The organism is Clostridium sp. UBA1056, assembly GCA_002316385.1.
Classification (GTDB): Bacteria; Bacillota; Clostridia; order Clostridiales; family Clostridiaceae; genus Clostridium_J.
On record DCDL01000059.1, the window covers coordinates 78,027 to 97,344 of the forward strand.

Here is a 19,318-nt window from a genome sequence, read left to right on the forward strand (position 1 = left end):
TTAGATATAGAGGTTTTATTTACTTATAATATGATAATGCTTTCTTACCCATTTTAGTCCAAACAGACTTAAATGTTTCCTTATCTATTTTATCATTTTTTACTCCAGTTAATGGATCATTATAATATATGTAATCTTCATCCATACCTGTTAACAATACTGCATGCTGAGGATAATAAGAGTTTATAGCTTCTCCATTACTTGTCCAAGTATGAGATAATTTTGGTTCAATGAACTTAGATGTTATCCATACCACAATAGGCCTTCCACTTGACAATATCTTTTCTAATTCACTATAATCAGAACCTGTTAAGTCTAGTGCTTTACCAGGTAAATATTCATTTATTACCGGTGCCAGAGCTACAGGATCAATGGAGTATCCCGGAGTTTTTCCCGTTATATCTCCAACAAATCCTAATCTAGGATTTCCCCATTCTATTATATTTTCTTCAGAATCATACTTGATTGGTGTTGAGTCTCTTTTTACTTTTTCAATCACTGAATCTTTATTCACATTAACCCCTGCATAGTTTAGCATCATAGTTAATGATGTTGCTTCACATCCATTTTTGTATTCCGGCAACTGATTAATTATTTCTACATCAAGGATTATATTCTTTGATGGATTTAATTCTCTCTCTAATTCCTCTTTCTTTTTTTGAAGTTCCTCTTCTTTTAAACGCTGTTCCTCAGCTTTTCTAGCTTCTGCCTCTTCTTTTGCTTTTCTTTTAGCTTCTTTCTTTTCTTCTTTTTGTCTCTTCTTTTCTTCCTTTTCTAATTTAACTTCCTCCTCGTAGCTCATATAACTAACATTTCCTTTACTAGCTAAAAAGTTCATATGATCTTGGAGTACGCTAACTTTTTTACTTTCATATATAAATATTCTAAATGTAAATGCTAATGCAAAAAAGGAAAGTGCTAGTACAAACAATTTTAAAAACTTTTTCATAGTACTTCCTCCTTCAATGTACAACCTTAGGCATCTGAAAATAAATAATAAGTCAAAGATGTGAAGTATATTTTGAGTTAGACAAGGAAACAGGTTCNNAAATAGACGAGCATTCTGACTTATTTATTTTTTGAAGATGCCTTATATAAATTATTAGGTCTTATAGAGCATAGAATACCTTCAGTAATATATTTAAATGGATACTACTATTAAGAGTTATCTTCTACATCTTTTATGGATTCTATATTATCACATGCTCCATTTTCACTTATCCTCTTAAGATTATCGTCAAGTTCTAATTGTACTTTAGGGGGCTTTGTTGCAATATATACAGCTATAATAATTATTATTGAGCCTACTATTTGACTAAATCTTAAAGTTTCTCCAAGTATAAAGAAACTAAATACGAAAGTTACTACAGGACATAAATTTAAAAATAAAGTAGATATACCTACATCTAATTCTTTGAAAGCAAAATTATATCCAAAATTTCCAAAAGAAGAACATATTAATGCTAAGAATAAAAGATTTAAAATTATATTTCCATTAATCATATCAAAATTTATAGTTTCAAAAGGTAGTAATGGTATAAATGCTAAAGTTCCAAAAATGGATTGGTATGTTGTTATAGTTATATTAGAATATTTCTTAAATAACGGTTTTGTGATTATCAAATATCCACACCATGCTATTACACTTCCCAACATGTAAAGATATCCTGATAAAGATCCACCTATTACATCTTTTCCTATAACTAAATAAATTCCGAATATAGATACTACTATACTGATTATACTTAATCTGGATATTTTAGTTTTATAGAATATTTTATCGGCTATTATGGCTGCTATAGGTAAAGTGGCCACTATTATTGATGCGGAATTAGCGGACACTCTTAATATCCCATTATTCTCAAAAAAGAAATATAGAGTAATAGCAAAAATCCCGCTAATAGCTAACCTTCCATAATCCTCTTTGTTAACCTTTTCTTTATTAGTAAATTGTTTTACTATAATAAGCGCTATAGTAGCAATAAAAAATCTAGTAAAGGCCATTGCTACAGGTGAAAATGCATTTAAAACTACCTTAATACTAACAAAAGATATTCCCCAAGCTACTACTACACTTATTAACGTTATGTATGCTAATGTTTTTTTTGTATTCATGACTTCTCTCCCTATCTGTCGTAATATATCAGCTTAATTATATCATAACTTCCTTTAAGTTTTATGTTATAAACTTAAAACATTTATTTTATCCTTTTATATGAAGCTATATAATAAATCCATTGCACTTATTTAAATCTAATAACTGCAATGGATTATTTTCATTTATAACTTTGTTGCGTATCTTTTTTCAAAATAACGAACTACTTCGTACATTAAATAAGCAATTATTGCAAGTATAACTACACTCATCATTACCATATCTAATTGTGCTACTTGTCCTCCATATACTATTAAGAATCCAAGCCCTTCTTTTGCTACCAAAAATTCCCCCATTATAACTCCTACCCAAGAAAGTCCCACACTTATCTTTAGAGCAGATATAAAGGTTGGTGTTGTAGCTGGAATAATTAGATTAGTTAAAATTTTAAACTTTGATGCTCCAAAGGTCTTCAAAAGTTTTACTTTATCCTCTTCTACTTCTCTAAATCCTGAAAGTATACTTATTATTGTAGAAATTATAGAGATTAATAATGCCATAATAACTATGGCTTTCATCCCATTTCCTGCCCAAAATATTATTATCGGCCCTAAAGCTACCTTTGGAAGAGCATTTAATACTACGATATATGGATCTAGAACCTTTGAAAGAAAATCAGACCACCATAGCATTATAGCAATTACAGTACCTAGCAATGTACCTAAAGTAAAGCCAATTATAGTCTCATAGCAAGTTATTGTTATATGCCTAATTAAAGACCCTTCATTATAAAGTTTCATAAAACTATTAAACATTCGTGATGGCGTACTAGTTAAAAATGGATCGATTATTTTCATGTTACCTAATACTTCCCAAAGAACGAAAAATGCTACTAATATAAGTATTCTAGTTAAAACAATCCTTCTTCTGTTCTTTTTAACCCTTTTTAGATATTCTTCATGTTCCTTACTTATCATCACTATAATCCATCTCCTTCCATATATCATTAAAGTATATTCTAAATTTGTTGTGTTCACGACATTTTAAAGGAGTTAGATTTTCACAATCAAATTCTATATTTATAATCTTCTTTATACCAGCTGGTCTCTTTGATAATACTATTACTCTAGATGACATAGATACGGCCTCTGATATGTCATGAGTGACCATAATAGCTGTTTTACCTTCACTTTTGATTATTTCATATATTTCATCACTTACATTAAGTCTAGTTTGATAATCTAGAGCTGAAAAAGGTTCATCTAAAAGTAAAACTTCTGGATCTAAAGCTAAAGTTCTAATTAAAGCTACCCTTTGTCTCATACCACCTGATAATTGTCTAGGATAATGGTCCTTGAATTCCCATAAATTATAGTTTTTTAATAATTTCTCTAGTTTACTTCTCGAATTTTCATTTATCATCTTTTTAATTTTTAGCCCTATGCTTACATTTTCAAATACGGTTAACCACTCAAAGAGTTGATCCTTCTGAAACATGTATCCAATCTTGCTTGAGTATCCCTCTTGAACCTGGCCATCAACTAATATTTCACCTGATGAAGGCTTAATAAGCCCAGATATTATATTTAGAAGTGTAGATTTTCCACACCCTGAAGGGCCAACTAGACTTACGAACTCTCCACCTTCTACTGTGAAATTAATATCTTTTAATGCAACAGTCTCTGCAGCTAATGTATGATAGTTCATATAGATATCCTTGATCTCTATTCTATTCATATCCCCATCTCCATATTGTTTATTTTTTCATCTCATATCTAGTTACTGTAATCCTCTATGACCCTTGGAGATAGCAGTTACTAGACCACAGACCGAGTACCCTTTAGAGTATAAGTTCAACTAAATTTCAAAGAGAGTTAAAATTTCCTTTGAATCTAAGTTCACTTAATCTTCTTAGCTTTCCAATCTTTCTTCTAAATGTACTTATGACCTTTAATCTTAAGATTTTTCAACATTTTATAGTATTAATATATGAACTTATAATAATATTGATAATAAAAACTTTAGGATAAAGTTTTATATTTAGCTTATTTAATAAATAAAAGGAATATGTCTTTAGAAACTCCAATGACATGTTCCTTTTAAAGGATTAATTATATGGATAATTTATTTTTTAATTAATGTTTAAAGAGAATATTGCTCAATTAGCTATTTATCCATAGCCTTTTCACTAATTGAATTATTAACAATATCTTTAAATGGTGGGCGCTTAGTTAAAAGTTCTGAATCATAGGACTCTATAATATCCATTAATCTATTCATATCCTCTTCTCTTACTACTGGTGTTTTAGCATAAGCTTCTATCTTTTTATAGTTTCCTACAACTGTTGCTATTACCTCTTCATCTGTTCCATGAAAGAAATCTTTTATGGAAGCTGCAACTCTAGCATCATCATTTGTCATTACCCAATCTTGTCCCTTTTGGATAGCTTTAATAAATTTCACTAGTAGCTCTTCATTGTTATCAATATAAGACTTAGCAGCATAAAAACATGTGTATGGTAGATTTCCTGCACTTTCACCAATAGAAGCTACTACTGATCCATTTATCTCCTTAGCAATTATACTAGCAGTTGGTTCAAATATAGCTGCGTAATCTCCAGTACCACCTTTAAATGCTCCTGGTACTGCATCAAATGCTATATTAGTAACTAAATTTAATTCCTTATATTTGTCTATCTTTTCATTCTTTAGTACATATTCAAGGGCCATTTCAGGTACCCCACCTGGTCTACCACCTATAACTGTCTTTCCTTTAATATCTTGCCATGAAAACTCATTATGTTTTGCTCTAGATACTAAGAATGATCCATCCTTTTGAGTTAACTGTGCAAATACTACTGGATAATCATCTCTACCTTGATTATAGATATACATTACTTGTTCTGGTCCTGAGAATCCAATATCAACACTTCTACTGATAAGTTGTTGCATAGTTTTATCTGCACCTTGCCCTGTGGAAAGTTCGATTTCAATTCCTTGCTCTTCAAAGAATCCCTCACTAATAGCTGCATACATTGGCGCATAGAAAATTGATCTTGTTACTTCATTAAGTCTTATTTTAGTTAACTTATCTTTATTTCCCTCTTCTGTGGGCTCTACTTTATTGTCTGCATTTTCTTTATCTGTTGATTTATATTTAGTGCATCCTACAAATAAACCAGCACACATAAATGCACAAACTAAAACACTTAATAATTTTATAGCTTTCTTCCTCATAATCTCCTCCTAAAATAACATTAGTAAATCAATTCATACTTTAACAATATGTTATGGAAATAAACTCCTTTAAAGAATTTAATTTATCCATACTCTATAATATGTAGATAAATTATTTTTGCTAACTAAAGTTTATAACTAGTAATTGGTTATATTTAAAAATTTATTTACATAAATCATGCCACCCTCACATTTGACATGCATTATAGCTCATGTTAATATCCTTATATAACATTACTACACTTAATAAAGTACATATTTTAAGACAATTTAATTTCTACATTTAAAAAAGCCTTTTACATCTAATTTAAATTTATGCATTCTATTTATCTTAAATTACATAAGGGGGATTTCTATGTCTATAGCAATAATGGCATGTCGAAAACTAGTTGGACAATGTGCTGGTACTGGATGTTTTGATGCCTACAACAATTTAACTGATGCCTTTCAAATATATGAAAATTCAAAACCTGTATTATCAAGCTTCTTCTATTGCAGTGGTTGTAATGAAACTATATCAGCTCTAGAAGATTGGAATCATAAAATAAAACAACTTAAAAGAAAAAAAGTTAATACTATTCATATAGCTCTTTGTATGAAGGTTGAATGTGAGAATTATAATAAGCATGAAGAGCTTCTAAAAAATCATGGATTTAATGTAGTTCATGGTACTCATAAGTAATTAAATCCATTATATAATTTAAAGAAATCACTTGAAATTTGATATTAATAATCGTAATAAAAAGTGACCAATAGATAAAATTTCAATTGGTCACTTCTATATTTATAACATTTATTTCATTAAACAATATAAGTTTCTAGTTGCTTAGAAGAATACTCTGCAAATTGAAATGTACCTAATGCAAACCCACTAGCAACTTCGTGAATAATTCCTATTACAAAAGATTAAATTTACCTGTGCTGATTATATTTTTTTATTTATTCACTATAAAATATTCTTATATCTATTACTCACTAGATTACTTTAAAGAATTCAATCAACTTATTAGCAATTTATTTATAAATTTACTTATATTGTATTTTTATGTTATAATACTATTAAAATGCACAAGGAGATGATAATTATGGAACTTAATTGGAGCCTTAAAGAGCTTTATCCATCCTTTGAATCTAAAGAATTTAAAGATGATATAGCTAAGCTAAACGATCTTATAGAAACTTTCATAAATACTATTAATACTACTATTAACAGCACAGATTCCCCTAATAAATCCTTAGAAAACTTTATACTTATAAATACTGAATTATATGATTTATTCGAAAGGCTATCTGGTATGGTTAATTTAACCCTTAGTGTAGACACCAAAAACTCTATTGCTTTAAAATATGATGATATTCTTTTAACTAAATTTAGTGATCTAGCTGAAAGTGAGGCTATGATTACTAAATGGATTGGCTCCCTTAATAACTTAGATTCTATTATAGATAGTTCTAATTTACTAAAAGAACATAGCTTTTTCATTAAAGAAAAAGCTGAGAACGCTAGATATATGTTAAGTGATAAAGAAGAAGCTGTAATAGCTAAAATGAAAAATACTGGTTCTAATGCTTGGTCTAAGCTTAAAGATGTATTAACCTCTAGTCTTATGATTGATATTGAGTTGGATGGTAAAAAACAACAACTACCTCTATCAATGATTAGAAACTTAGCTTATGATTCAAGTAGTGAAGTTAGAAAGAAGGCCTATGAAGCAGAACTCAAAGGCTATAAAAAAATTGATGATGGATTAGCTGCAGCTCTTAATGGAATTAAAGGGGAAGTACTTACAGTATCTTCTTTAAGGGGATTTTCTTCTCCATTGAATCAAACTCTCTTCCATTCAAGAATGGATAAGAAAACTTTAGATGCTATGCTTAGTGCAATGAAAGAATCTATGCCTATATTTAGAAAATATCTTAGAAAGAAAGCTGAAATTTTAGGACACAAAAATGGTCTTCCATTCTATGATCTTTTTGCACCTATAGGAAATGTAGATATGACTTATACCTATGAGGATGGATGTCAATTTGTTATAGATAACTTTAAAACTTTTAGTGATGATTTAGCAGACTTTGCAAAAATAGCTATGGAAAATGCTTGGATAGATGTACTTCCTAAGGAGGGTAAAGTCGGTGGAGCCTTCTGTGCTGGACTTCATTCTTTAGGCCAGTGTAGAGTTTTATTAAACTACGGAAATACCTTTAGTGATGTTATTACTTTAGCTCATGAACTAGGTCATGGATATCATGGTCATTGCCTTAAGAGTGAAAGTACATTAAATGCAGATTATCCTATGCCTATAGCAGAAACTGCTTCTACATTCTGTGAAACTATAGTGAAAAAAGCAGCAATAAAAAATGCTACTAAAGAAGAAGCTTTTTCTATTTTGGAAAGTGAAATAAGTGACTGCACTCAAGTTATAGTAGACATTTATAGTAGATTTTTATTTGAAAGTGAATTATTTAAAAGAAGAAACGAAAGTGCTCTTAGTGTAGAAGAATTAAATGAAATAATGATTAATGCTCAAAAAGAAGCCTATGGAGATGGCCTTGATGAGAATTATCTACATCCATATATGTGGGCTTGCAAAACTCATTATTATTATGCTGATGCTAATTTCTATAACTTCCCATATGCCTTTGGTCAATTGTTTGCAAAGGGTCTTTATGCTGAATACTTAAAGAGAGGCAATACATTCCCTGAAGAATATAAAAACCTACTTTCAGTAACTGGCAAAAACACTTTAAGTGATGTTGCTAAAATAATGAATATTGATATTACCTCTATAGATTTTTGGAGAAATTCTTTAAAGATGATTGAAGAAGATATCAACCTTTTTTTAAATATTTAATTTTTAAACCTTTGATAAGCCTTTAATGATAAATAGGCCACTCTAGAATTTATTCTAAAGTAGCCCATTTATCATTGCATATATTAATCTATTACATTAATGCAAGAACTCTATATTATACATCTAATCCTGCAGATTCTCTTATTTTATCTACATTCTTATCTTCTTTATTCTTTTGAAGCATCATGTAAACATATATTGGTATTCCTATAAGCATTAATATGAACCCATACATTACCACATCAGACCCAGTTCCATATATAGCATATATAGAGTAGGCAAAAGCAAGTAATGAGAAGAATGAATTCTTTAAGAAGTGTATAAAGCTAAACTCTTTTGATTTCTTACATAGTAATACTATTTCAGCTGCTGCTGAGAATGTGTATGCTGGCAAGAATGATAATGTAGCTAGTAATATCATAAAGTCGAATGCACTTCTAAGCGATCCTACATAGTTCATTATTAAAAGTAAGTTCATACATACACTACCTATAACAAGAGATGCTACCGGAGTATTATATTTAGGATTAATACGCTTAAATATTGCTGGGAATAATCCATCTTCAGCTGCTCCAACAGCACTTCTAGCAGTAGTTAATAACCATCCTGAAGTCGCTCCTAATGTAGAAATTAGTGCACCTGCTGCTATAAATGTTCCACCCCATGAAGCGCCTGTAGCTTTATTTATAATATCTGCTAATGGTGCATCTGAGCTTGCAAGAGCAGCTTGATCCATAGCTCCCATAGACACAATACTCATTACAATATATATAGCAGCTACTATTAAAATTCCATATATAGTACTTTTCTTAATATTCTTTTCTGGATCCTTTATTTCTCCACCTGCCACTGTAGCGCTCTCTAAACCTACAAAAGCCCATAATGCTATAGCTATAGCAGCTGGCAATGTGCCCATTCCACTTACTTCTGGACTAGAAACAGTATTCATATAGCTTGGATCAAAGTTTAACGCAGCGATTACAATAAATACTACAAGTACTGCAACTTTTAATACCGTTGATATAACACCTATTTTTCCAACATATTTTACACCATATATATTTATCAATGTAAATATCCATACCACTGCTGAAGATATTAAGAATGCAGCTAGTGGATTATTAGCAGCTGGAACGAAGTATGTAAAATAACTCATAAATGCTGTAATAATAGCAGCATTACCTACCCATGCACCTATCCAAAAGGTCCATGCAATTAAAAACCCTGCAAAATCACCAAAGGCAGCTCTTGTATATACAATTGGGCCTCCTGTCTTGGGCATTTTTGAACCTAGCTTAGCAAAGCTTAAAGCAATAAGTAATGATCCAATTGAAGTTAAAATCCATGCTATTATAGCTACCTTAGGATTTGTTACCCTTGCAAAGCTTGCTGGTGACATGAAAATTCCTGAACCTATTACATTTCCTACCACTATGGCTGTGGCAGCAGCAAGTCCAAGTTCTCTTTTAAGTGATCCATCAGTTTGTATTCCATCTTTTTTAGCCATTTTTTTCCCCCTGTTATTTTCTACTTAAAATAAACTTATTATTTTTAGAAATTATAGACATCAAATTTTTCCACCCAATTATCTAGTTTAATTTAATCGATTACAAAAATCAACCTATTTTTAATATTTTAATGAGTTTTTTATTAGAATTTTATCGATATTTATACATTTATTGCGCACTTAAATTTTCATAAATAATTTTCCAATAAAATTGTATTTATTTATACCATTATTTGTATTTTATTATATAATGATCTAATAAGTATATTTTGACTTTAACTTTAAAATCAACAAAGGGACTTTCGCAAAATATATTACTAATCTTATATAAAATATTGAAGATGTACTTTAATATTATTGTTAACGAATGCCATTCGAACTTAGTTCTTCTAATTTATTAGAAGANNNNTTGAATAAATGCTTTAGTAAATCAATATTCTGAAACAGCTGAGCGTTAATAATATAAGTGCTTATTCAATATTTATTTAGATTAGCTTTTTTGCGAAAGCCCCTTATTTATAAAATTAATATTATAATTATTTTACTACTGTAGTACTTACCTTAACTGTCTCTTTTCTAAATATGAACATTAAAAATCTTATAAGTACATATATTACTATAACAGTTGCAATTATCTCTTGAAATTTAACTATATATTTAAGCCAAGATATACCTTTTTCAGCCTTTATTAAAAATCCATTAGTTCCCTTCATTGCAATTGCACTTATTACCATAGGAAAAGTAAATGAAGCATAACTTGGATAAAACTTAAGTCTTAATCCTTGTACAAGATATACAATTCCACATACATATAATATCATTACTAATACTGCTAAAAATACTACCATACCAAAATTCTTTTGTGTAAAAGAATTTAGATATGCAGCCAATGTAAGTGCAGCTGGCGCTGCAAATATTACTGCAGTTGGAAAAGCTGGCTCTGGAATTCCCTTTACTATAAGAGTCCTATAACCTAGAACTGGTAATAGTATAAGAAGTGAAATAAAAGCAAACCAGAAAAAAGCTTGTCCTAACGTAACTAAATTAAATGCTGGTGCAGTTATCCCTCCTACACCTATTCCTACATATACAATAAATGTACTGGGAAACATCTTCTTAATATCAAATCCAAAAATGAAGTTTTTAGTGTAAAATATTATTAGTCCTATATGGATAAGTACTCCAGCCCACCATAAAATGATCCCAACTGTAAAAGATATCTCCTTTAAATATCCTGCTAAAAGCATAACTCCCATAGAATATGTAGATATAACTCCTGCAATAACAGGATTTTTCAATTCTTCCTTTACACCCTTCCAACAAGTTATAATCTTTATTGTAAGAAATATTAGTACTATCATAGATATTGTTCCTAGAATGTTTTTAAATACTATATTGTATGATGATAATAAATTTCCTAATGCCGCTAATGCAAGCATTACTGCTGCCATTGGTAATGGTATTCTCTTTATATAATTCATACTCATCGCCCTCAACTATTCATCAATATTTTCAATATTTAATTCTCTCACTATTATTTGTGCAGCCTTTTCAGCCATTTCTCCAGTAAATTTTATACATTGAGCTTTATGCTCACCAGATGCCATATCCATACCTTTAGTTTGAACGCTACAGCATAGACATTTATGCTTTTGTCTAAAGCTATCTTGTAATTCATAAGCTAGTTGTAAAGCTTTAACGCTCTTAGGATCTTGTGGATTGCTTCCTTTAGTTCTTCCAAAGAAGTATCCTAGACATAAAACTGCTCCTGTAACAGCTCCACATGTGCATTTTGATTTTCCAATACCTACTGGGAATCCAGATGCCATTGCTATCATCTCATCAGGCATATCCACTTCAAAGTTATTTTTGATAGATGAAACTATAGCTTCTGAGCAATAGAATTCTCCTTTTCTAAAATGTTCCTCTGCATCTTCTCTTACTTTTTTTACACTAATCTTTTCAATCATTATATAAACCCCACTTTCATATTTAGTTCATATACATTATAACTATTTGTTAATAATTAAACTTAAAGAATTACAATATCAAATAATTTTATTTTATCTATTATGATTTATAATATACTATAAATTCCTTATATTATAAATTTATATATTTTTTCTTATATATCTCTGTTATTCAAGAATTTCATTATCTATTTTATGTTATTCAAAAACTTTTTAGATTAATAGTTTTATATATCAACATTTTCTTTTATTTCTTTGTTTATTTATAATTTTCCTTCAATTTGTATAAGATATTTGATATAATATTTAATTGTTAAATTAATGATAATCATGTATTGTAAAAAATATATATAATTTCATTCCTAACTAGTAACCACTGTATATTTATGCATTTATAATAAATAAAGAAATGAGGTATTATAGATATGGCAAATAATAAAAAATTTGTTGAAGCAATAACCTCCATGAATGAGGATTTTGCAAAATGGTATACTGACATAGTAAAAAAGGCAGAACTTGTAGATTATTCAAGTGTAAAGGGATGTATGATAATTAGACCATATGGCTACGCCATTTGGGAAAATATCCAGAAAATCTTAGATGAGAAGCTTAAAGCAACTGGGCACGAAAATGTATATATGCCAATGTTTATACCAGAGAGCTTATTACAAAAGGAAAAGGATCACGTGGAGGGCTTTGCCCCTGAAGTTGCTTGGGTTACCCATGGTGGAAGTGAGCCTCTAGCAGAAAGATTATGTGTTAGACCGACTTCCGAAACTTTATTCTGCGAACATTATGCTAAAATAGTTCAATCTCACAACGATCTTCCTAAGCTTTATAATCAATGGTGTTCAGTAGTAAGGTGGGAAAAAACTACAAGACCCTTCTTAAGAACTACAGAATTTCTATGGCAAGAAGGTCATACTATTCATGCTACAGCAGAAGAGTCTGAAAAAGAGACTATAGATATCTTGAACCTTTATGCTGATTTCTGTGAAAATATTCTTGCAATCCCAGTGGTAAAGGGTAGAAAAACTGATAAAGAAAAGTTTGCTGGAGCTAGAGCTACATACACCATAGAGAGCTTGATGCACGATGGAAAAGCTCTTCAAAATGGTACTTCTCACAACTTTGGAGACGGCTTTGCAAAAGCATTCAATATTAGATATAACGATAAAAATGGTAAGCTTCAATATGTTCATGAGACCTCATGGGGAGTTACAACTCGTCTCATAGGTGCTTTAATCATGGTACATGGAGATGACAGTGGCCTTGTTTTACCTCCAAGAATAGCTCCAACTCAAGTAATGATTATACCTATTGCACAACATAAAGAAGGTGTATTAGATAAGGCTACTGAGCTTAAGGATAGAATTTCTAAAGTTGCTAGAGTTAAATTAGACAGTAGTGATAAAATGCCTGGTTGGAAATTTAGCGAATGTGAAATGAAGGGTATTCCTCTAAGAGTTGAAATCGGTCCTAAGGATATAGAAAATAATCAAGCAGTTATTGTTAGAAGAGATACAAGGGAAAAACTAGTAGTTTCTCTTGATGAATTAGAAACAAAAATAACAGAAACTCTTGAGTTAATGCAGATTGAATTGTTAGAAAAAGCAAGATTAAGTGCAAATGAAAAAACTTATTCTGCTACTAATTTAGATGAATTTATAGATATATCAAATAATAAGCCTGGATTTATAAAAGCTATGTGGTGCGGTGACTTAGCATGTGAAGAGAAGCTTAAGGAAGTAGCTGGTGTATCTTCAAGATGTATGCCTTTCGAACAAGAAGATCTTTCTTCTAAGTGCATATGCTGTGGTAAAGAAGCTAAAACACTTGTTTACTGGGGTAAAGCTTATTAGAAAAAGGACTGCCTACGCAGTCCTTTTTAAATGTGGAATTATCCTAAAAACTTCAAAATATTCTTCTACTTTATATAGTAAGCTCCTTTTCGTAAGTTTGAAATTGAGAAAAGCTCCAATAAAGTTATCTTTTTAATAATATATTACTTTATTGCACCTATATTAGGCTTCCATTCATACTTTTTATTATTAGTTTCTGTCCAATGCCCTTCAATTCTCCATGTAGGAATTAAATATCCCTTCTCTTCCTCAAAGTAATAATCTTCGCTTATCCTTGTTACATGAGCCGTCACATCAACTTCACCTACCCCTACATCCTTAACAACACTCACAGCCTCTTCCTGTGAAATTGCTTCGACCTCCTTATAAGTATTAAAATATTTTCTATTGTCACTTATAGTCATTAACTCCCCATTTTCCCCAATGGTTACTTCTACATTTCCCCATACCTTTAAATTCTTATCATTAGCTATTTCTTCAAAAATAACGTGTATTGCATTATCACTATAGTCTTCATCAAATTTTAAAAAATTTAAACTTTCTTCTTCCAGTTCAAATTGATTTATATATTTTAGAGCATATTCTATACTCTTTTCTTTCGTTGGAAGTTTAGCCTGATCAATTATTCCATCTTGTCCATAATGATAATCCACAGACCAAGTATTATGATCATATATAAACATGGCTTTTCCATTTTCCTCATCACAAACTAAAGTATTATCATAGCTACTTTCCACAAACTCTCCTTTAAATCCAGTAATTCTTCTAAGGTTATTAATAACTTCATCCTTTGTTTTATTTTCAAATATCTTATATACTACTCTTTTAGATTCTTTATTGCTTAAATCCATATCAAATTCTATTTTTTTAGGTTGTAGATGTCCATAATAAACATACCCAAACTCCTGCTTTCCTTCTAGAACTTGTACAACTAGCAAAGGACTTATTGTTATTAGTGTTATCATAAGAGATATTACTATATTAAGTGAGTAATTTTTTATTTTAAATATCTTATTTTGCTTTCTCAATCTAATAGCATAGTAAATACCATATCTGATTAGAAATATTGTATAGCCTATTAGTCCACCTAAAGTATTGGCAATAACATCATCTATATCTGCTGATCTACCTGTTAAAAGTTGAATTGCCTCTGTTAAGAATGTCTGTACAAAAGATATTACTAATATAGATTTAAAACTTTGAAATTTTTCTGGAAATACTATAGGTAGTAATATTCCTAAAGGAACACACATAAGTACATTTAGATAAAACTGTGAAAACATCCCTGCATTATTTGTTCCATACTTTATAGCAATATAAAAAGAATGCATAGGTGATAAATTTATCATCTCACCCATACCATTACCAAAACTTAAAACTTGTGTTACATAAATAAACATAACAAAGTATCCAATTAAAGTAAATTTAGCAATCATTCTCACTCTAGATAAAGCTACAATCTTGCCTTTACTCTTTCTTCTTTTATAAATAGCCCAATAGATAATTATCGTAATTATTAACGCTATTGGAAAAATCTTAAATGCCTCTAATATATAACTCATTTTACCCCCCACAAAGATATTTAATTTTACTAAAACTTTAACTATCTTTACTATTAATTTTTTAATTTTCATTTATATCTCGTTTTCAATAATAATTATATATAGATAAATTAAGAAACTCTATATACTAAACCTTACAAAACATATAGAAATCTTACATTTAAGTCATAAAAATATCTATTCACTTTTTAGAAATATCTATATAAAAATACACCTACTCATATTATGTAATGTAAAAACATCTAATATAAGTAAGTGCATTTCATTCTTAAAGATTTAAAAGTGTATATTTTTTCTATCCTAAAGATTAGGTATTTGCCAATCTATTTCTTTTTCTCCCAAAGACTTTAATATTTCATTGGTCTTAGAAAAATGCTTACATCCCATGAATCCTCTATTAGCTGATAGTGGACTTGGATGTACTGTAGTTAAAATATAATGTCTTGAATTAGTTATAAGTTTTATTTTTTCCTTAGCATTACTTCCCCATAATAAAAATACTATAGGCTTTTCTCTTTCATTTAACAATGATATTACTCTATCAGTAAAGTTTTCCCATCCTTCATTTTTATGAGAATTTGCTTCACCTTCTCTAACTGTAAGTACAGTATTCAGAAGTAATACTCCTTGTTTTGCCCAAGGTACTAAATATCCATTGTTAGGAATATAGCACCCTAAATCATTTTGTAGTTCCTTATACATATTTAAAAGCGACGGTGGAATTCTAACTCCTGGTTGAACTGAAAAAGATAATCCATGTGCCTGACCAGCTCCATGATAAGGATCTTGCCCTAATATTACAACCTTAACATCTTCATAAGGTGTTAATTTTAAAGCATTAAATATGTTGTTCATGTTTGGGAATATATTTCTAGCTTTGTATTCATTAACTAAAAATTGTCTTAAATTTATGTAGTAGGACTTATCAAACTCACCTTCTAATTTTTTATCCCAAGAATTCTCTATATTAACCATGCTTAATCATCCTTTCTATTGATTAATTATGTAAATATATTTATATCATTACTTATAATTATTTTTGTGTCAATAGTTTTATGCTTTAACCTTATATTAAGAAAGCCCTTCTGCTACCCTGCAGAAAGGCTTTCACTATTTATCATAACAATAAAATCATTATACTATCATGATGCTATTTTCGGTAATTATGCCGTTCTTTATCACATGATAGCTCCTCTGAAAATTCTTCTTTAAATTTCCTAAGTTGTTGCTTTGTTTTTGGGCTAGTAGCTATATGTGTAGATTGATAAACATTCTTCATATGCTATTCCTCCTTCAAATTTCCGTTTCTATGAAAAGCACTTAAACATCCATAGGCATGAAAACTTAATTACAAAACAAATAATGATTTTATTGGTATGATATTAGTATGTCATTTTTAAAAAATTATATGTATATGAGTTTTGATAAATAAAATTCATTAATATTCCTTGGTATAATCTATGATTATAAGTAAATTTAATTTAGAAACTTTATTAAACATATATGGTTAATAAATAATTTTTTATTTTTAAAATCACACTCCTATTTTAATTGTATACTATAATAATGTAATACTATTAAGGAGTATGTTATGTTTATTAGAAACCCTTATGATATTAATTCGCAATATTTCTATAGCGATGAATACTTAGATGCTGAAGAAAATTATAAAGAATATTGTTATGAACGAATGATACCTCCATTTTTTCCATCAACTCCTGGAGGACCTTTACCATCTACACCACCAAGACCGCCTAGCCAACCACCAAGACCACCTAGTCAACCACCAAGACCACCTAGCCAGCCGCCAAGACCACCTAGTCAGCCATCAGGACCTGGCCGACCACCAGGACCACCTCCAAGTATGGTACCTGCGAAACCATTCTCTGTAGGAATTCAACCTACAGCTGTATCACCAGGATCTATAAGACCTTGTAGATTCCAATTTGTATACATCTGGCTTGATAATGGACGCTCTTTTTGGGCATGGCTTATTAATGTAGATAGCAGAACTGCTACTGGTTTTAGATGGAATGGTCGAAGATGGGTTTACTTTGGTGTAAGCCTAAAGAGAATAGATTTCTTTGAGTGTTTTGGCAGACGTTATACACCACCAGAAACGAATGTTGTAACTAATTTACAAACTCAAGTATTATCACCCGCACAATTTAAGCTTGAGTATCCATTCATTGAAAATGCTGGAAATATGGCAAATCAAGAAATCATTGATGCATTAAATTCTTTGTGGCTTAATGAAGTTCTACTTCCTGAAAAAATTAATTTCATAATAGTAGAAAGCGCTTATGAGGTTCCATTAAATTCAAATGGTTTACTAAGTATAGTGATGTCTTTATATACCAAAACTCAAGACAATCCATCGGGTAATATTGTATTTAATTCTTTGACTGTAGATGTTAATACTGGGAAAGTTTATGACCTTGGTGATTTATTTAATACTAGAATGAACTACGCTAAAATTCTTAGTGATATAGCTATGAAAAAAGCTAATGAAATGAATATAAATTTCATTGAACCATATAGTGGAATTACCGACACTCAACAATTCTATTTAACTCCAGAAGCCTTAGTATTATATTATCAAGCTGGCGAATTTACACCGGCTTCTATGGGATTATTCAGAATTACAATTCCTTATAATGAAATTTCAAATATTTTATATCCCGAAAGTCCAATAGTAAGAATTATGGGAACTCGATCAGTTTAAGAAACAGCCATAATATTTAACACTTATTATTTCCCCCATTTAATAAGTGAATTAATTATAGAATAGGGTCTATCTAAAAATAATTAAAAAATTATTTTTAGACAGATCCTCTCTTTTAAGCCAATAGCCAGCAACAGATTTCTTCGCATTTTTATGCCTTACTAACAGAAATTCTAATGGTAATCCCCTAAGATTTTTAACCCTTTAAATAACTCATTGTCTCATGGAATATGCTAGAATCAATAAGCAAGAAATAAATTTAAAAGACCATATATAAATATTTTTAGCTGTATAATACTAGTATATAAATGAGTAAATTTCATATTTTATATTTTATATAAGTTGATTTTCCAAGCTTTTTTAAATTCAAAAAGGAAAGTACAACCAAATACAAATCAACGAGATGAACACTTATGTATATCCGATAAGGAAGCTTTTTATCCTTTGATGAAATTATAAAAACTCAGCCAGCTACAAAATTAGAAGTTATTCTCTCAAAATTGAATTTTGATCATTTAGTAAGCTATTTGATCAAATCTCACGTTTCCGTGGCCCGAAGGGCTATAATATTAAGCCAACGCTTTATTCATTAATTGCAATGCAAGTAGAAAAGATTAAGTATAGAAAGCAATTGGTTGATAGATTAGTTCATGATCCTGTATTTAGATATAATTGTGGATTTTCAATCCTCAACCGAACTCCATCTAAAGCTAGTTTTTCTAGGTTTTTCACTAAAATTTCAGAAACTAAAGGGCTCGAAAAGTGTTTTGTAAACATAGTTAGACAAGCTAAAAATCTAGGAATTATAAGTGGTGGGAACTTAGCTGTTGACTCAACTAGAATAAATTCTTATAAAAAAGCTAAACCTAAATCTCAACTATCTAATGATGATGTATCACCTAACTGGGAATGAAATTAAATACTAATGGAAATAAGATTAAGTGGTTCGTGTATAAGTTACATATGGTTGTTGATGCTCATAGTGGGCTTCCATTAAGCATTTTAGTTACTCCAGCAAGTAACTACGATAGTGAAATAGCTACTAAAATTCTCGATAAGTTTATTAATGACTACAAGTCCATTATAAATTCTAAGAATGTTATAGCTGATGCAGGTTATGATTCTAAAAATAGCTTTGAATATATAACCCATAAAATGCTGTCTCAACCTATAATTGCTTTGAACCAAAGATGTACTTATGCACCATACGAAGAACTGAAAATATGAATCCAGTCTGTTCAATAGGTTATCCATTAGTTTACTGGGGAAAATATGGTGACTATTTAAAGTACCGATGCCCTCATGTTTGTTAAGTTGTATTGCATTAATCATAGGAACTATTGCTGTTAACAAGCCTACAGTTTAAGGATTTTAGTATTTTTTAAATTTAGAAAGTTATCCGCAGACAATACTATTCCTAGCTTTGCTATATGCAAAAATGTTTTAGGGCACTGGTTATTTTGAAAAATTATAAATATCTAATTGTGCAATTTACTCAGTTAATAAAT

17 protein-coding genes are annotated in these 19,318 nt (G+C 29.9%); 6 read left to right on the forward strand and 11 right to left on the reverse strand.

Translation table 11 applies throughout. From position 1 onward, the window contains the following. Positions 1 to 19 precede the first annotated feature (19 nt). The 5 genes from B3W71_RS16340 to B3W71_RS16360 all read right to left on the reverse strand — a co-directional run bounded on the left by B3W71_RS16340 (position 20) and on the right by B3W71_RS16360 (position 5,332). Positions 20 to 949, reverse strand: coding sequence for a C39 family peptidase (locus B3W71_RS16340; protein ID WP_346890011.1), 930 nt, complete (start codon positions 947 to 949; stop codon positions 20 to 22). Between the two features lie 209 nt (positions 950 to 1,158). Continuing rightward, positions 1,159 to 2,115 carry a DMT family transporter gene (locus tag B3W71_RS16345; protein WP_346890012.1) on the reverse strand — a complete coding sequence of 319 codons (957 nt, stop codon included), beginning with the start codon at positions 2,113 to 2,115 and terminating at the stop codon, positions 1,159 to 1,161. A 165-nt stretch (positions 2,116 to 2,280) separates the two neighbouring features. Further along, on the reverse strand, positions 2,281 to 3,072 hold the full coding sequence (locus B3W71_RS16350; RefSeq protein WP_414632044.1) for an ABC transporter permease: 792 nt from the start codon (positions 3,070 to 3,072) through the stop codon (positions 2,281 to 2,283). Beyond that, positions 3,062 to 3,832, reverse strand: a complete 771-nt coding sequence (locus B3W71_RS16355; RefSeq protein WP_346890013.1) for an ABC transporter ATP-binding protein — start codon at positions 3,830 to 3,832, stop codon at positions 3,062 to 3,064. The genes B3W71_RS16350 and B3W71_RS16355 overlap by 11 nt, the downstream gene beginning before the upstream one ends. Positions 3,833 to 4,261: 429 nt before the next feature. Next, positions 4,262 to 5,332, reverse strand: a complete 1,071-nt coding sequence (locus B3W71_RS16360) for an ABC transporter substrate-binding protein (RefSeq protein WP_346890014.1) — start codon at positions 5,330 to 5,332, stop codon at positions 4,262 to 4,264. A gap of 355 nt (positions 5,333 to 5,687) precedes the next feature. On the opposite strand from B3W71_RS16360, the gene B3W71_RS16365 reads away from it, so the two are divergent. Beyond that, positions 5,688 to 6,014, forward strand: a complete 327-nt coding sequence (locus B3W71_RS16365) for a CGGC domain-containing protein (protein ID WP_346890015.1) — start codon at positions 5,688 to 5,690, stop codon at positions 6,012 to 6,014. A gap of 403 nt (positions 6,015 to 6,417) precedes the next feature. Next, positions 6,418 to 8,184: a M3 family oligoendopeptidase gene (locus tag B3W71_RS16370; protein ID WP_346890016.1), complete on the forward strand. Its 1,767-nt coding sequence runs from the start codon at positions 6,418 to 6,420 to the stop codon at positions 8,182 to 8,184. 115 nt (positions 8,185 to 8,299) lie between these two features. On the opposite strand, the gene B3W71_RS16375 is transcribed toward B3W71_RS16370, so the two are convergent. The 3 genes from B3W71_RS16375 to B3W71_RS16385 all read right to left on the reverse strand — a co-directional run bounded on the left by B3W71_RS16375 (position 8,300) and on the right by B3W71_RS16385 (position 11,661). After that, the gene (locus B3W71_RS16375; protein WP_346890017.1) at positions 8,300 to 9,691 is read right to left on the reverse strand and encodes an amino acid permease; all 1,392 of its coding nucleotides are present in this window, start codon (positions 9,689 to 9,691) and stop codon (positions 8,300 to 8,302) included. 536 nt (positions 9,692 to 10,227) lie between these two features. Further along, positions 10,228 to 11,172 carry a TDT family transporter gene (locus B3W71_RS16380; RefSeq protein WP_346890018.1) on the reverse strand — a complete coding sequence of 315 codons (945 nt, stop codon included), beginning with the start codon at positions 11,170 to 11,172 and terminating at the stop codon, positions 10,228 to 10,230. Between the two features lie 15 nt (positions 11,173 to 11,187). Then, positions 11,188 to 11,661 (reverse strand): C-GCAxxG-C-C family (seleno)protein, encoded by a 474-nt coding sequence (locus B3W71_RS16385; RefSeq protein ID WP_346890019.1) that lies wholly within the window; start codon positions 11,659 to 11,661, stop codon positions 11,188 to 11,190. Positions 11,662 to 12,086: 425 nt separating this feature from the next. On the opposite strand from B3W71_RS16385, the gene proS reads away from it, so the two are divergent. Further along, positions 12,087 to 13,523 (forward strand): proline--tRNA ligase, encoded by a 1,437-nt coding sequence (proS, locus tag B3W71_RS16390; protein WP_346890020.1) that lies wholly within the window; start codon positions 12,087 to 12,089, stop codon positions 13,521 to 13,523. A gap of 143 nt (positions 13,524 to 13,666) precedes the next feature. Here proS and B3W71_RS16395 read toward each other — a convergent pair whose 3' ends face one another. The 3 genes from B3W71_RS16395 to B3W71_RS16405 all read right to left on the reverse strand — a co-directional run bounded on the left by B3W71_RS16395 (position 13,667) and on the right by B3W71_RS16405 (position 16,364). Beyond that, positions 13,667 to 15,085 (reverse strand): VanZ family protein, encoded by a 1,419-nt coding sequence (locus tag B3W71_RS16395; RefSeq protein WP_346890021.1) that lies wholly within the window; start codon positions 15,083 to 15,085, stop codon positions 13,667 to 13,669. 300 nt (positions 15,086 to 15,385) lie between these two features. Further along, positions 15,386 to 16,060 carry a uracil-DNA glycosylase gene (locus tag B3W71_RS16400; RefSeq protein WP_346890022.1) on the reverse strand — a complete coding sequence of 225 codons (675 nt, stop codon included), beginning with the start codon at positions 16,058 to 16,060 and terminating at the stop codon, positions 15,386 to 15,388. 175 nt (positions 16,061 to 16,235) lie between these two features. Next, the gene (locus tag B3W71_RS16405) at positions 16,236 to 16,364 is read right to left on the reverse strand and encodes a hypothetical protein (protein ID WP_346890023.1); all 129 of its coding nucleotides are present in this window, start codon (positions 16,362 to 16,364) and stop codon (positions 16,236 to 16,238) included. Between the two features lie 312 nt (positions 16,365 to 16,676). Here B3W71_RS16405 and B3W71_RS16410 point away from each other — a divergent pair, with 312 nt between their 5' ends. From B3W71_RS16410 to B3W71_RS16420, 3 genes are all read left to right on the forward strand, one after another. Further along, complete coding sequence (locus B3W71_RS16410) at positions 16,677 to 17,810, forward strand: RsiV family protein (RefSeq protein ID WP_346890024.1); 1,134 nt, start codon at positions 16,677 to 16,679, stop codon at positions 17,808 to 17,810. Positions 17,811 to 18,345: 535 nt separating this feature from the next. Continuing rightward, positions 18,346 to 18,723 (forward strand): transposase, encoded by a 378-nt coding sequence (locus B3W71_RS16415; protein WP_346890036.1) that lies wholly within the window; start codon positions 18,346 to 18,348, stop codon positions 18,721 to 18,723. Further along, the gene (locus tag B3W71_RS16420) at positions 18,720 to 19,037 is read left to right on the forward strand and encodes a transposase (protein WP_346890025.1); all 318 of its coding nucleotides are present in this window, start codon (positions 18,720 to 18,722) and stop codon (positions 19,035 to 19,037) included. Before B3W71_RS16415 ends, B3W71_RS16420 begins: the two co-directional genes overlap by 4 nt. The last annotated feature ends 281 nt before the right edge of the window (positions 19,038 to 19,318 follow it).

Bases quoted from the DNA above. Each gene is read 5' to 3' on its own strand.
- B3W71_RS16420 (WP_346890025.1), top strand. From the start codon at position 18,720: ATGAAATTAAATACTAATGGAAATAAGATTAAGTGGTTCGTGTATAAG.
- B3W71_RS16340 (WP_346890011.1), bottom strand. From the start codon at position 949: ATGAAAAAGTTTTTAAAATTGTTTGTACTAGCACTTTCCTTTTTTGCA.
- B3W71_RS16365 (WP_346890015.1), top strand. From the start codon at position 5,688: ATGTCTATAGCAATAATGGCATGTCGAAAACTAGTTGGACAATGTGCT.
- B3W71_RS16360 (WP_346890014.1), bottom strand. From the start codon at position 5,332: ATGAGGAAGAAAGCTATAAAATTATTAAGTGTTTTAGTTTGTGCATTT.
- B3W71_RS16405 (WP_346890023.1), bottom strand. From the start codon at position 16,364: ATGAAGAATGTTTATCAATCTACACATATAGCTACTAGCCCAAAAACA.
- B3W71_RS16375 (WP_346890017.1), bottom strand. From the start codon at position 9,691: ATGGCTAAAAAAGATGGAATACAAACTGATGGATCACTTAAAAGAGAA.
- B3W71_RS16345 (WP_346890012.1), bottom strand. From the start codon at position 2,115: ATGAATACAAAAAAAACATTAGCATACATAACGTTAATAAGTGTAGTA.
- B3W71_RS16395 (WP_346890021.1), bottom strand. From the start codon at position 15,085: ATGAGTTATATATTAGAGGCATTTAAGATTTTTCCAATAGCGTTAATA.
- proS (WP_346890020.1), top strand. From the start codon at position 12,087: ATGGCAAATAATAAAAAATTTGTTGAAGCAATAACCTCCATGAATGAG.
- B3W71_RS16400 (WP_346890022.1), bottom strand. From the start codon at position 16,060: ATGGTTAATATAGAGAATTCTTGGGATAAAAAATTAGAAGGTGAGTTT.
- B3W71_RS16385 (WP_346890019.1), bottom strand. From the start codon at position 11,661: ATGATTGAAAAGATTAGTGTAAAAAAAGTAAGAGAAGATGCAGAGGAA.
- B3W71_RS16410 (WP_346890024.1), top strand. From the start codon at position 16,677: ATGTTTATTAGAAACCCTTATGATATTAATTCGCAATATTTCTATAGC.
- B3W71_RS16350 (WP_414632044.1), bottom strand. From the start codon at position 3,072: ATGATAAGTAAGGAACATGAAGAATATCTAAAAAGGGTTAAAAAGAAC.
- B3W71_RS16370 (WP_346890016.1), top strand. From the start codon at position 6,418: ATGGAACTTAATTGGAGCCTTAAAGAGCTTTATCCATCCTTTGAATCT.
- B3W71_RS16380 (WP_346890018.1), bottom strand. From the start codon at position 11,172: ATGAATTATATAAAGAGAATACCATTACCAATGGCAGCAGTAATGCTT.
- B3W71_RS16355 (WP_346890013.1), bottom strand. From the start codon at position 3,832: ATGAATAGAATAGAGATCAAGGATATCTATATGAACTATCATACATTA.